The 13,101-nt window shown below is 62.7% G+C and carries 15 protein-coding genes; 9 read left to right on the forward strand and 6 right to left on the reverse strand.

Annotated features, from left to right (window positions below; translation table 11 throughout):
• Position 1 precedes the first annotated feature (1 nt).
• Together flgF and AC1D1L_RS03405 are read right to left on the reverse strand one after the other, a co-directional pair.
• On the reverse strand, positions 2-727 hold the full coding sequence (gene flgF / locus AC1D1L_RS03400) for a flagellar basal-body rod protein FlgF (RefSeq protein ID WP_112559340.1): 726 nt from the start codon (positions 725-727) through the stop codon (positions 2-4).
• 7 nt (positions 728-734) lie between these two features.
• A complete protein-coding gene (locus tag AC1D1L_RS03405; RefSeq protein ID WP_477338838.1) occupies positions 735-2,546 on the reverse strand; it encodes a DUF1217 domain-containing protein in 1,812 nt (603 codons plus the stop codon).
• Positions 2,547-2,689: 143 nt separating this feature from the next.
• On the opposite strand from AC1D1L_RS03405, the gene motA reads away from it, so the two are divergent.
• The 6 genes from motA (at position 2,690) to AC1D1L_RS03435 (ending at position 7,705) form a co-directional block, all read left to right on the forward strand.
• Entirely contained in the window at positions 2,690-3,565 is an 876-nt protein-coding gene (motA, locus tag AC1D1L_RS03410; protein ID WP_112559342.1) for a flagellar motor stator protein MotA, read from the forward strand.
• Positions 3,566-3,600: 35 nt separating this feature from the next.
• The gene (locus AC1D1L_RS03415) at positions 3,601-4,533 is read left to right on the forward strand and encodes a FliM/FliN family flagellar motor switch protein (RefSeq protein WP_477338840.1); all 933 of its coding nucleotides are present in this window, start codon (positions 3,601-3,603) and stop codon (positions 4,531-4,533) included.
• 33 nt (positions 4,534-4,566) lie between these two features.
• Positions 4,567-4,956, forward strand: a complete 390-nt coding sequence (fliN, locus tag AC1D1L_RS03420; protein ID WP_436261197.1) for a flagellar motor switch protein FliN — start codon at positions 4,567-4,569, stop codon at positions 4,954-4,956.
• A gap of 108 nt (positions 4,957-5,064) precedes the next feature.
• Positions 5,065-6,081, forward strand: a complete 1,017-nt coding sequence (locus tag AC1D1L_RS03425) for a flagellar motor switch protein FliG (protein WP_477338842.1) — start codon at positions 5,065-5,067, stop codon at positions 6,079-6,081.
• Between the two features lie 107 nt (positions 6,082-6,188).
• Positions 6,189-7,271, forward strand: coding sequence for a flagellar biosynthesis protein FlhB (gene flhB / locus AC1D1L_RS03430; protein WP_477338844.1), 1,083 nt, complete (start codon positions 6,189-6,191; stop codon positions 7,269-7,271).
• Complete coding sequence (locus AC1D1L_RS03435; RefSeq protein ID WP_112559347.1) at positions 7,268-7,705, forward strand: hypothetical protein; 438 nt, start codon at positions 7,268-7,270, stop codon at positions 7,703-7,705. Before flhB ends, AC1D1L_RS03435 begins: the two co-directional genes overlap by 4 nt.
• Before the next feature lie 55 nt (positions 7,706-7,760).
• On the opposite strand, the gene AC1D1L_RS03440 is transcribed toward AC1D1L_RS03435, so the two are convergent.
• Together AC1D1L_RS03440 and AC1D1L_RS03445 are read right to left on the reverse strand one after the other, a co-directional pair.
• Positions 7,761-8,531, reverse strand: a complete 771-nt coding sequence (locus AC1D1L_RS03440; protein ID WP_477338846.1) for a helix-turn-helix transcriptional regulator — start codon at positions 8,529-8,531, stop codon at positions 7,761-7,763.
• Positions 8,528-9,238: a helix-turn-helix transcriptional regulator gene (locus AC1D1L_RS03445; RefSeq protein WP_436261194.1), complete on the reverse strand. Its 711-nt coding sequence runs from the start codon at positions 9,236-9,238 to the stop codon at positions 8,528-8,530. Before AC1D1L_RS03445 ends, AC1D1L_RS03440 begins: the two co-directional genes overlap by 4 nt.
• Positions 9,239-9,751: 513 nt before the next feature.
• On the opposite strand from AC1D1L_RS03445, the gene AC1D1L_RS03450 reads away from it, so the two are divergent.
• The 3 genes from AC1D1L_RS03450 (at position 9,752) to AC1D1L_RS03460 (ending at position 11,271) form a co-directional block, all read left to right on the forward strand.
• Positions 9,752-9,883 carry a hypothetical protein gene (locus AC1D1L_RS03450; protein WP_477338849.1) on the forward strand — a complete coding sequence of 44 codons (132 nt, stop codon included), beginning with the start codon at positions 9,752-9,754 and terminating at the stop codon, positions 9,881-9,883.
• Positions 9,870-10,013 carry a hypothetical protein gene (locus AC1D1L_RS03455; RefSeq protein ID WP_477338851.1) on the forward strand — a complete coding sequence of 48 codons (144 nt, stop codon included), beginning with the start codon at positions 9,870-9,872 and terminating at the stop codon, positions 10,011-10,013. The genes AC1D1L_RS03450 and AC1D1L_RS03455 overlap by 14 nt, the downstream gene beginning before the upstream one ends.
• Before the next feature lie 64 nt (positions 10,014-10,077).
• On the forward strand, positions 10,078-11,271 hold the full coding sequence (locus AC1D1L_RS03460; RefSeq protein ID WP_477338853.1) for a TMEM43 family protein: 1,194 nt from the start codon (positions 10,078-10,080) through the stop codon (positions 11,269-11,271).
• A gap of 37 nt (positions 11,272-11,308) precedes the next feature.
• Here the strand turns inward: AC1D1L_RS03460 and AC1D1L_RS03465 are convergent, their stop codons facing one another.
• A complete protein-coding gene (locus AC1D1L_RS03465) occupies positions 11,309-12,340 on the reverse strand; it encodes a histone deacetylase family protein (RefSeq protein ID WP_477338855.1) in 1,032 nt (343 codons plus the stop codon).
• Positions 12,341-12,361: 21 nt separating this feature from the next.
• Complete coding sequence (locus AC1D1L_RS03470) at positions 12,362-13,015, reverse strand: TetR/AcrR family transcriptional regulator (protein ID WP_477338856.1); 654 nt, start codon at positions 13,013-13,015, stop codon at positions 12,362-12,364.
• Between the last annotated feature and the right edge of the window lie 86 nt (positions 13,016-13,101).

Here is a 13,101-nt window from a genome sequence, read left to right on the forward strand (position 1 = left end):
GCTACGACTTGGAGCCGAGCGTCTTGATGGCGTCGTCGGTCGAGGCGTCGGTCTGGCGCATCAGCGCCGCCGTGTTCTCGAAGGCGCGCTGAACCATGATCAGGCGCGTCATCTCGAGCACCGGATTGACGTTGGATTCCTCGACAAAGCCTTGCGCGACGCCGAGATCGGAGCGGTCGGTGACCGGCTCCGGCGCGCGTGAGGGAACGATGCCCGAATTGCCGTAGCGGACGAAATTCGGGCCTGGGTCGAAATTGAACAGGCCAATGGCACCGACGAGCTTGTCGCCCTGGCGCAGCGAACCGTCGGCGCCCGCCTTGGGTGGCCCGTCGCGCGGGTCGAGCTGGATCGGCGCACCGCCGGCGTCGAGCACCGGATGGCCTTCGAGCGACATCAACTCGCCGTTCTCGTTCATCGAAAAACGCCCGTCGCGCGTCATCACGGTGCCGGCCGGGGTGTCGATGCCGAACCAGGCATCGCCCTGGACGGCGAAGTCGAACGGGTTGCCGGTCTGCGTCATCGCGCCATGCGCGCCGGACAAATAGGTCTTGCCGGAGGAGGCGAAGGACACCGATTTGGGGCCGCTGCCGGAGACGACGTCCTCGAACTTCACACCGGTGGCGCGAAAGCCGATGGTCGAGGCGTTGGCGACATTGTCGGCGATAGTATCGAGACGGCGCTCGAGCGCGATCTGCGAGGAAAGGGCGACGTAAAGACTGTCCTGCATGGTGCTCTCAGAATTTCAGTTTCTGCATGGCCATCATCAGATCGGTCGAGATGCCGACGGTGGTCGGTTGGGCAAACAGCACTCCGATCGATGTCTGGGCGGTCGAAGTCGGATGGTTGATTTCCCACAGACTGGTGAAGCGGGTCAGGAATTTGTCGAGCTTGGCCGGGTCGGTGAAGTCGGTGAGGTCGAGTTTTGCCTCGAAGGCCTGCGCCTGCTTGTCGATATCGGCGGTGGCGAAGGAATCGGGCAGGCCGATCGCGGTGCGTACCACGCTGGCCAGCGCCGTGTCGGCCAGCACGTCGTACCAATTGGTGATGGTGGGCGCCTTGCGCTCGAAATAGAGCGCCAGCCGCACGCCTTCATTGGTCTTGCCCGCATCCTCTTCCAGCGTCTGGCGCATGTATTTGTCGATCACCGGCTGCTGCGAGGCGACGCGGGTGGTCGCTGCCTCTCCGTAAGCCTCGAAGTTCAACGACGTGGCGAGCCTGGCAAAGGCCTTGTTGGTGGCCTTGTTGGCGACGCTGTCCGGGTCGCTGACGCCGCCTTCCAGGACCCTGCGGATCAGGTCTTTGCTGACGCTTGCCGGATCTATTCCGCTTGCCGACAGCGCATAATTGTAGAGCCGGCCGTCGGCCATCAGATCGTCGATCGATTTCACCTTGACGATGTTGGCGTTGTAGTAATTGGTTTCTGCCTGCACGGCATCGGCGTTCGGCGAGATGAGACCGAGGGTAGACAGACCGGTGTAGAGCTTTGGCGTGTCCTTCGTTACCGCGTCGCGCGTGGTTGTCTGGTCGCCATACTGGGCAAAATCGAAAGCGCGGACGAAGTTGGCGTAGCTTTTGTCGGTCTGCAGGTTGGCCGGGCTGAACGGATCGGTGACGCCGCCATTGACCATGGTGCGGATCTGCTTCGGCGTCTGGGTTGACGCATCGATGCCATAAGCGGCCATGGCGAAGGTCAAGAGGCGCTTGTCCTTGATGAGATCGTCGATCGATTTCACCTTGGATATGTTTGCCGCGTAATAGTCGGCTTCGCCCTTGATGTACTGCGCGGTCGGTTTCACCAGAACCAGCCCGGTCCCGGCCATCACCGCCTTGGGAATCGCCACTTGAACCGCGTCCCGCGATGTCGCCTGATCGCCATACTGGACGAAATCGAAGGCAGCGACAAAAGCCGCGTAACCCTTGTTGATCGACTTGTTCGCGGGACTGTCCGGATCGGTGACACCGCCCTCGAGCATGGCCCGTACGGTAGCGGGCGGCTCGGCCTCGGCGTCAAGGCCGAATGCGGCCATGGCGTAGGTAAGCAACCGGTTGTCTCCCATCAGATCGTCGATCGATTTGACCTTGGAGATATTGCTGATGAAATTGGACGTTTCGCCCTTGTAATAGCTGTAGCCGTTCTGGAACGAGCCGAGCCCCACCTGCGCTGCGTAATTCTTGGTCACGCCCTGCTGAGCGGGGCTGTAGCTGGTGGCGTCCGCGCCCAGGGCCGCGAAGTTAAAGGCGGTGACGAACTCCGCATAGCGCTTGTCGGTCAATTTGTTGGCGAAGCTATCGGAGTCGGAGACACCTTCCTTCAGGGCTTTGACCATGAAGGCCTTGGCGTAGGCCATGTCGCCAAGGCCAAAGGCCTTCATGGCATAGGTGAACAGACGGGTGTTTTTGACGAAATCGTCGATCGATTTCACGCTGCCGATGTTGGCGAGATAGTAGTCGGTGTCGCGCTTGGTGACCGGGTCCGCCTCGATGCGGTCGATCGCCTTGGGAATATCCCTGGCGATGAGCTGGTAGCTGGTAAAAGTGCTCAACACGACATGCCTCCGGTCGCAGCTTCAGAGTCAGAGTATGCGGACTTGCTTGCGCGAGGCTGAATCGGTTCGCCATGCGTGATTCAAGCCTCACACAAGGCACGGGGGCTATCGGTTAGGTCTGACGTGATGCGGAAGGATCTGGCGTGGGCATTCTGATCGGACTTGTGGTGACGCTCGGCTGTGTTCTCGGCGGCTTCATGGCCATGGGCGGCCATCTGCATGTGCTGATGCAGCCCTGGGAAGCGGTGGTCATCTGCGGCGCCGCGCTCGGCACCTTCCTCGTCGCCAACCCGATGAAGACGGTCAAGGACACCGGCAAGGGCATTCTCGAAGCCTTCAAGCAGGCGGTGCCGAAGGAGCGCGACTATCTAGAGACGCTAGGCGTCCTGCACAGCCTGATGCGCGAACTGCGCTCGAAATCCCGCAGCGAGGTCGAGGCGCATATCGACAATCCGGAGGAGTCAGCGATCTTCCAGGCGTTCCCGACCGTGCTCAAGAATCACGACCTGACGCATTTCATCTGCGACTATTGCCGCATCATCATCATCGGCAACGCGCGCTCGCATGAGATCGAGGCGCTGATGGACGAGGAAATCCAGACCATCAAGTCCGACAAGATGAAGGCCTATCATGCGCTGGTGGCGGTGGGCGACGGTCTGCCGGCGCTCGGCATCGTCGCCGCCGTGCTCGGCGTCGTCAAGGCGATGGGCGCGCTCGACCAGTCGCCGGAAATCCTTGGCGGTCTGATCGGCGCCGCCCTTGTCGGAACCTTTCTCGGCATCTTCCTGTCCTACGCCGTGGTCGGGCCGGTCGCCACCAAGATCAAGACGGTGCGCGAGAAGAAGAACCGCCTCTACATCATCGTCAAGCAGACGCTGCTCGCCTACATGAACGGCGCCCTGCCGCAGGTGGCGATCGAGTTCGGCCGCAAGACCATCTCGTCCTATGAGCGGCCGACCATCGACGCCGTCGAGCAGAGCACGATGAACACAGCCTCCGCCGAGAAGAAAGCGGCCTGAGCCATGCATGACGACAGACAGGACCGCGCGCCGTCATGACAAGTCCTGGCAGCCCCTCGCAAGCCCGCTCGCTGATCATCGAGCGCCTGGTCGGTGACAGCGGTGAGGCCGCTCATGTCATCGGCACCGGGCGCTCGATGGGTGAGCGCGCGGTGCCGCTGTTGCAGAAGAGCCTGGCCGGCGAGCTCGGCGCTCCGGTGACCGTCGACCTGCGCGCGGTCGAGATCAGCCGCGTGCCGGATGCGCGCGCGCATGCCGGCGATGCCTTCGCCATGACCATCATAGCATCGCCTACATCCTCGGATGCGATGACCCTGGTGGCTGATGCGCCGGCCATCGCGGTGATGGTCTGCGCGCTGTTTGGCGGTGATCCGGATCAGCCGGTTTCGCCGATCGAGCGCGCTCTGTCGCAGATCGAAACCGATGTGGCGACCACGGTGTTCCAGGAGGTTGCGCAGGCGCTGAACGGTTCCGGGCGGCGTTCGCTCGAACTGCGACTGCCGGTGCCGCGGGCGCTTTCGGGCAGCGAAGCCAAACGCCGTGTGCTGCGCGATGGCGCGGCGGTGCGCATCGTCTTCTGCATCTCGACGCCGACCGACAGCGGTACGGTCACGGTGATGATCCCGCAGCGCATCCTGCTGGCGACCCGCGGCATCGCCGATGTCCATGACAGCGAAGGCACGACCTCCGACTGGCGGGCACGCTTTTCGGAAGAGGTGATGCGCTCGACGGTCACACTCGAAGCGACCATGCCGTTGGCACGCCTGACGCTCGGCGATCTCGCCGGCTTCGAGCCGGGCCAGGTCATCGAATTCGAGGAAACGGCGCAGTCGCACGCAAAGCTGAGCGCGCGCGATAAGACGCTGTTTGTGTGCGAGTTCGGCAAACTCGGGCAGAATTACACCGTCCGGATCAGGCACCCTTACGATGCCGGTCAGGATTTTATCGATGGGCTCATGCCGGGCTGACGCCGGGCAAACCCAAGCATTTGGAGACGACGTATGGCCAAGACCAAGGTGGAAGCCGATATCGACCAGCCGGACGAACAGCTCGACCGCGCCATCGAGGAATTGCGCGGCGTCCTCCAGGAGGAGGAAAAGCGCCCCGACGCCGCCTTGCGGGCCGCGATGTCCGGCAGCAATTCGAACATCATCATGAGCATTCCGGTCGATGTCCAGATCATCCTCGGCAGCACGGAAATGCCGGTGTCGGACCTGATGGCGCTGCAGAAGGGCTCGACGGTGGCGCTGAACCGGCGCATCGGCGAACCCGTCGATGTGGTGGTCAACGGCCGCAAGATCGCGCGTGGCGAGATCACCGTGCTGGAAAGCGATCCGTCGCGCTTCGGCATCAGGCTGACCGAAATCATCGCGGCCAGCAAGAGCGCATAGAGTATTTGTTTTTACGCAATTCCGGACGGAAAACCGCACACACTTTTCCTGGAATTGCTCCAAAGGGATAGACGACATGCGGTCTCAGCAGCGATCGGAGCATATGCCATGACGACGCCGGTGACGCTCACGCGTCCGCAAAAGGCCGCCGCCATCCTGGTGGCGATGGGCAAGCCGTCGGCCAGCCGGCTTTTGAAGTTCTTCAAGCAGGAAGAGCTGAAGGCGCTGATCGAAGGGGCGCGTCTGTTGCGCACCATTCCGCAGAGCGATCTCGAACGCATCGTCGCCGAATTCGAGGCCGAATTCACCGAGGGCGCCGGCCTGCTCGATTCCGCTGACCGGATGGACACCATCCTCAATGAATCGCTGTCGCCCGAAGAGATGAGCGCCATCATGGGCGACAAGCGCTTCGAGGTCGTGCCGGAGGGGCCGCCGCCAATCTGGCCGGAGCTGGAAAAGCTCGAACCGACACGGCTCGGCACCTTCCTTGCCGCCGAACATCCGCAGACCGCGGCGATGGTGCTGTCGAAGCTTGCGCCGCAGGCTGCCGCCAACATCCTGCTGACCATGGAAAAGCCGATGCGCAGCGAGATCATCAAGCGCATGGTGACGATGGCGACCATTCCCGACGCGGCCACCAGGATCATCGAGAACCAGCTGCGCGCCAGCGTGCTGGCGCAGACCGCGACCAAGGACATCTCGGCGGGACAGGCGCGCGTTGCCAGTGTGCTCAACGAAATGGACAAGCCGCAGCTGGAAGAGGTCATGCAGGATCTGGAAGAGGCCGGCACGCCGGACCTCGGCGGCGTCCGCTCCAGGCTGTTTGCCTTCGACGATCTGCCGCTGCTGACGCAGAAGGCGAGAGTGCTTCTGTTCGACGGGCTGTCGACCGAACTGATCACGCTGGCGCTGCGCGGCGCGCCGCCCGCATTGACGGAGTCGGTGCTGTCGGCAATCGGCGCCCGGTCGCGGCGCATGATCGAGTCGGAACTCGGACAGGGCTCGGAAGGCATCCAGCTTGCCGACATCATGGCGGCGCGCAAGAACATTGCAGTGGCGACAATCCGGCTTTCGCGCGAGGGGGCTTTCGAACTGCCCTCGTCGCAGCAGAGCGAAGCGGCTTAACGGTCTGTCTCTTTTTTTCACGCAATTCCCCAGGGAAAGCGCTACGCGCTTTTCCCGGGAAAACCGCTCACACTTTTCCTGGAATTGCTCAAGGCGGCTGACACCAAATGGCTGAAGCGGCGGACAAAGACTCCAAAACCGAAGACGCGACGGAAAAGAAGATCCGCGACACCATCGAACAGGGCAAGCTGCCCCATTCGCGGGAAGCGGCCCTTCTGGCGTCCTTCATCGCCATATTGGTGTTCACCGTCTTCTACGCCAAGGACGCCGTCGTTGATCTCGGCATGTTCCTGTCCATGTTCTTGGAGAAACCAGAGGCGTGGCCGATGGACACCGAGACCGACGTCATCGCGCTCTACAAGACCGTGATGATGGAGATCGGCCGTGCCGTTGTCAGCCTGCTGGTGCTGCTGGTGGTGGCCGGCATCGGCGCCTCGGTGCTGCAGAACATGCCGCAATTCGTCGGCGAGCGGATCCGGCCGCAGCTATCACGCATCTCGATAGCCAAGGGCTGGACCAGGACGTTCGGTATTCAGGGCTGGGTCGAATTTTTGAAATCGCTGGGCAAGCTCGGCTTCGCCAGTATCGTGCTCTACTTCACGCTATCGCAGGACTACCGCCAGCTCCTGGCCGGCATGATCACCAACCCCGTCGCTTTCGGCCTCGTCATCAAAAGCATCACTGTCGACATATTGGTGGCGATCGTCTTCGTCATGGGACTGATCGCGGCTGTCGACGTGGTCTGGTCGCGCTTCCACTGGAAGCAGGATCTGCGCATGACCAAGCAGGAGGTCAAGGACGAGTTCAAGCAGTCCGAGGGCGACCCGATCATCAAGTCGCGGCTGCGCTCGCTGGCGCGCGACCGGGCGCGCAAGCGGATGATGACGGCGGTGCCGCGCGCGACGCTGATCATCGCCAATCCGACGCACTTTTCGATCGCGCTCAGATATGTCCGCGAAGAGGATTCGGCGCCCGTGGTGCTGGCCAAGGGCCAGGACTTGGTGGCGCTCAAGATTCGCGAGATCGCCAAGGAGCACAACATCCCGATCTTCGAGGACGTGGCGCTCGCCCGCTCCATGTACAAGCAAGTTTCGGTTGATAGCGTGATCCCGTCGCAATTCTACCAGGCCGTCGCCGAACTGGTGCGGATCGTCTACTCGAAAAAGGCTGAGCGGAGACAAATTTCATGAACCGCCAACCGCACGCGAAATCCCGCGAACTCATCGTCGCCAAGGCTATCGAGCAGGTGGTGGACGAGTTGCGCCTGATCGATGTCGCCGACTACATCGCCTTCATCCGGCTCGAGCATTTCGCTTGCCTGTCGGATCTCGTGGATTCGGCGGTGGAGCTTTATTTCCTGCCCGGTACGCTGCGCCTCGGCCATGGCGGTGAGGCGCATGTCGACTGGAGCGGCAGCCCGCGCATCGTGCTCGACCTCGAGCTCAGGCCGCCGGGTGTGACCGTCTATTTCCAGCTGACGCTGAGCGAAGAGAGGTCTTCGGTCGCCGTCAACTATGTGTCGTTCGAGAAGCCCGGCGAAGACCCCGAGCACAACACCGCCTTGCTGGAAACGGTGATCGAAGAGGCGCGCATCCGGAGAACCGAGCCGCTCGCTTATCGCTGATTTTTTGTCCGTTATCCCAATCGTTTGAGCACGCCAGCCTGAAGGTAGGCGGGCGTCACTCGATCAGGCCCAGCCGCAGCGCCTTGGCCACCGCCTGGTTGCGGTTGACCGCGTTGAGCTTCTGCGTCGACTGGGTGAGATACTGGTTGGCGGTGTGGACCGACAGCTTCAACAGCCTGGCGATCTCCTCGCTGGTGTTGCCGTTGGCGGTCAGCTTCAGGCACTCCAGCTCGCGCTTGGAGATCGAGCGCATCCGGCTGGCATCGCTCGGACGAATGCGGGCGACGGCGGCGAACAGCGAGAAACAGCGGGCGTGGATTTCGTAGAGCATGTCCTCCGGCAGAGCGATCGTCGAGCCGAGGAACACCACCAGCCCGCAATGGCCGCGATCGGCATGGACGGGAAAGGCAATGCCGTTGGTGCCCGGCGCCAGGGGGGCTGCGCGCTCCGTCCAAGCGAGGTTCTGGAACACGGCGTCCGAGCCGGCGATGCCGTCATCGGCCCACCAGCGCGGCGCCGTGGAAGTGCCGCTGTGGCGCACCATCTCCTCGCCATTGGCGCCGGCGATGAACTTGGTCGCGACAGCGGTAGCGGGATAGTCGGAATCGAAGCTCGGCACCAGACGCGCCCGCTCCGGCGAAGGGCTGACGAAGTAGAGGCCGAAGGCCGACGCGTTGATGTCGACGGCGATCCAGCGACAGCGGCGCACCGCGTCGGGGATGGTGACGGCATGATGCGTTTCGGAACCGATGGAGAAGGCGCCGAATGGATTGCGCTGCTCGTTGAAAAGGGCTTCGGCCGCCGCCTTGATGTCAGCGTGTTTCAAATGATGCCGCTCCTGATCGCCGTGGCGATGGCCATCGCGCGGTTCGAGGCCGCGAATTTCTGGATGGCGTGGGTGATGTAGCTGTTGACGGTGTTGGACGAGACGCCAAGGATGACCGCGACCTCGTCGGTGGTCTTGCCTTCCGACACCCAGAACAGGCATTCGCGCTCGCGGTCGGACAGCGGATCCTGCATGGCGGCGGCGGCGACCAATTGCGGAATGGTGGACAGCGCATAGCAGCACTTCAGCTGCGCCTTCATCAGCGCCGGCTGGTCGATTTTGCCGGCCTCGGCCGCCGAGAACAAGGCAAACAGCCGCTGGCGGCCGACATTGAGCCGCAGCGAATAGACTTCCGCATGGCCAAGCACGTCTAGCAGGCGTGCTTCCTCACCGGTGAGCAGCCCGCCGGCTTTGGGCGCTTCGGCAGCCAGCAGCGGCTTCGGGCGAATGCCGGGCGCTACGGTCAGCGGTCCCTGGGCGAGGCCGGCGATCAGCCGTTTGCCGATCAGTTCAATGGCGTCGAAGATCCAGTTGGAGGAGACGATGCGGGCGTCGTTGCGGTCCTGGTCGTGGACGATGGCGACGAGCATGTAGCTGTCGGCGCCGATCTCGGCGGCAAGCTGCATGAAAAAGGAGGTGAGATCGCCGCGGGACGCGAGGCGCGAACCTAATGTTTCGGATTGCAGAAGCGCGGCGGAACTGCTCATTGGATGCTTTGGTTGTATGTCATGGCCGGAATCTTTTCTTGAGCCCGGATGCTGGGGTCACCAGCGGCCGAACTTGAAGACGCATTCACGTTTACGAAGCACGCACACGGCGCGGGGTCGCGCAGATCACCGAATCCATTCAGGGAACGCGAAGCCGTCCGCGTCTGGTGCCGGCCGATGCCGGAACTTGAGACTTTGGGTGGTCGCCGCGCCCCCCAAGGACCGGCTGATTCGGGTCTAATCTACCCGCAGATGAATCCGACATCAAACGCGATTTGACAAAAACGATATTTTTGGACTCAGGCGACTCAGAGGCGGACTGCGAGGTCTTTTACTGCCTCGAGCGACCCGAAACGCCGACACGAAAAAGCCCGAGGGGTGTTGCGACACTGCCGTATCGAGGGCCGATCGATTCCGATAGGTTCTCGGCGACCGGCAGGGGTGGGCATCCCTTCGGTCGTCAAAGGCGATTTGGCGGCGCTTGCTTCGCGGCCATCAGCATCGGGGGTAATGATGAAGCAGGTTTTCCTGGCATTCACGGTGGTGCTTGCGGTTTTTGCCGGGGTGGTCGGTCCCGCCAAGGCTGAGCCGATCGCCACCTATGTGCTCGACAACGAAGGAGCAGACGGCAATGCGAGCGCTTGATCTTCTCGGCAACAAGAGGCAAGCGCCGCTGTCGGCTTCACCGTGGCGGGTGGGCGATGGCGGCACGACGCGGGCGGTGCACGCCTGCTTCGGCGACAGGGATTGCGACGCGCAGATCCACGCAGACTAATCAGTTCGACGCGCGGCCGCCGGCCGTGTTGAAACCTTGAGGTAACTTTGTTTCGGGGGAAACGATGAGCGATTCATTTCGGGAAGTCACATCCGTCTCGTGGTTCGGGCGGATCAAGCGTGCGCTCGGCGGGGTTATCTTCGGCCTCATCCTGATCGTGCTGATGGTGATCGGGCTGTTCTGGAACGAGGGCCGCGCCGTGCAGACGGCGCGCTCGCTGGCCGAAGGATCGGGCGCGGTGGTTTCGGTCGGCGCCGACAGTGTCGATGCCGCCAATGACGGCAAGCTGGTCCATGTCACCGGCCCAGTGACGGCCGATAGCGGCCTGTCGGATCCGGATTTCGGCATCGCGGCGCAAGGGCTGCGGCTGTCGCGTAGCGTCGAGATGTATCAGTGGAAGGAAGAGTCCAAGTCGGAGACGACGAAAAAGCTCGGCGGCGGCGAAGAGACGGTGACGACCTACAGCTACTCGAAGGTTTGGGACGACAGCCAGATCGACTCGTCTGACTTCAAGAAGCCGGACGGCCATCAGAATCCGCCGATGGCGATCCACAGCCGCACTTTCCAGATTCCTGAAGGCAAGCTGATCGCGTTTGATCTCGATACGCCGGTGCTCGATCGCATCGAGGGGGACAAGGACTATTCGCTGTCGGCCGATCAGTCGGCGGCGATAAAGGCCGCCTATACCGGCACGAAACCGCTCAGCATCGTCGATGGCAAGATCTATCTCGGCAATGACAACACGACGCCCGCTTTGGGCGACTATCGCATCGGCTACGAGCTGGCGCCGCTTGGCGTCGTCAGCATCGTCGCGCGCCAGGCCGGCAGCCGTTTCGAGCCCTACCAGACGAAAGCGGGCGATGCGCTGCTGATGGTCGATACCGGCAATGTGCCGGCCGAAAAGATGTTCGCCGACGCTGTCAGCGCCAACACGCTCATCACTTGGCTGCTACGCGGCGCCGGCCTGCTGTTGCTGACCATCGGCTTTGCGCTGTTCCTCAGCCCGATCGGGGTGATCCTCGACGTCATTCCCTTCCTCGGCAGCATGGCGCGGATGGGCACCGGCATCATCGCCTTCGTCCTGGCGATCTTGGTCGGCACGACGACGATCGCCATCGCCTGGTTCTGGTACAGGCCGCTGCTGGCGGTAGGGATCCTGGCCGCCGGCGTGATCGCGGCGGTGATCGTCTACAGGATCGGCCGGTCGCGAAAGCCAGTCGTTCCAGCGGCCGCGCCGACCGCCGGCGCAGCTGTCTAGGTGGAGTTCCGGGGGCGGCTGTGGCCGCCCCCCACTTCTATTTGTCCTCGAAGCCGGTCAGCACGCCGACGGCGTTGATGCCGATCTCCTCGACGGCGTAACCGCCTTCCATGACGAACAGGGTCGGCAGGCCGAGCTTGGCGATGCGGCGGCCTATCTTCGGATAGTCGGGGCTTTTCAGCTTGAACTGGCTGATCGGGTCCTTCTCGAACGTGTCGACGCCGAGCGAGACGATGACGATATCGGGTGCGTAAGCGGTGAGCCTGGCGCAGGCGTCTTCGAGCGAGGCGTTCCATGCGTCCCAGTTGGTGCCGAACGGCATGGGATAGTTGACGTTGAAACCTTCGCCGGCGCCCGTGCCGCGTTCATCGGCATGGCCGAGGAAGAAGGGATACTCGACCATAGGATCGCCGTGCAGATTGAGAACCTGGACGTCGGCGCGCTCGTAGAAGATTTCCTGCGTGCCATTGCCGTGGTGATAGTCGACGTCGAGGATCGACACGCGCTTGGCGCCCTGGTCGCGGAACCACTGGGCGGCGACGGCGGCGTTGTTGATGAAGCAGTAGCCGCCCATGAAGGCAGCGCCGGCGTGATGGCCGGGCGGGCGGCAGAGCGCGAAGGCAGACCGCTCGCCGCCCTTGACCAGGGCAGCCGCGGTCAACGCCACGTCATAGGACGATTTGATCGCGGTCCATGTGCCTTCGACGAAGGTGGCGCCGGCGTCAAAGGAATAGTAGCCGAGCAGAGCATCGACGCGCTTGGGCGGCACGTCGCCGCGCAGGCCGCGCGTCGGCCAGGTGAAGGGCATGGCCGTGCCCTCGAAGCCGGCAGCCTTCCATTCCGGCCAGACGGTGGGCAGAAAGTCGATGTAGTCGGCTTTGTGGATGCGTTTGGCGGCGGTGAGATCATGCTCGACAGGTCCGATGATCGGTCCAAGCTTCTCGCTCTCGACCCGCGCCTTGATGAACTCGGCCCGCGACGGCTTTTCGAAGCCCGGCACGATGGCAGATGTGACCAGTTCCATCTGGCCGACATGGCCGGCATGAAGCGGCGAATAGACAGTCTTCATGAAATTCCTCTCGAAGTGAAATCAGTCAAGGTTGAGATAGGGGGTCACCAGAGCGAGCCACATTCTTTCCACATCGTCCTCGATGAGGTCGTATGTCTTGCGGTCTCGTTTCAGCCCCACAAGCCGGCAGGCGTGCCCGACATCCATCATCAGCACGCCGAGCCGGCTGGCGATCTTGTCTTCAAGGGCCGGGTTCACATGCTGCAGCCACGCGGCGTAGAGCGCGATGATCTGCTCGTCATATTCGTCCTGGATCGGCCTGAGGTCGGCATTGCCGGAGATGGCCTCGATCACCGGCATCAGGTTGGCGTTTTCGAGATATATCCTGGAGGTATCGATGAAGAGCTTGCGCACTTCCTGGCGAAACTCGTCGCGGTTGGTGGGCGGCGCGACCTTGGTGCGCCTGGCGATCACCTCGGGAAAGGATGACAGCCAGCGCCTGGCGAGGTCGAGAAGGATGGCCTCCTTGTTGGGAAAGTATTGGTAGAGCGACCCGACCGACAGGCCCGCGCGCCGCGCAATGGCGAGCGTCGTAGGGGTCTTGGTTCCTTGCTCCCGCGTCAAGATCAAAGCCGCGTCGAGAATCCGGTCGACCACCTTGCTCGACCGCTCTTGCCGCGGCTGCTTGCGCGGCTCGAGCGCCATCCTGGTTTCGCGGCTGAGATTGCGCTTCACGTCCCGATGCCCTCGTTCCCCCGTCCCAAGCGCCGGATGCCGTCCACAATACATTCGAAATTCGGCACGTTGACAAACGCGAATAA

The sequence above is a fragment of the Mesorhizobium sp. P2_D6 genome (assembly GCF_056404315.1).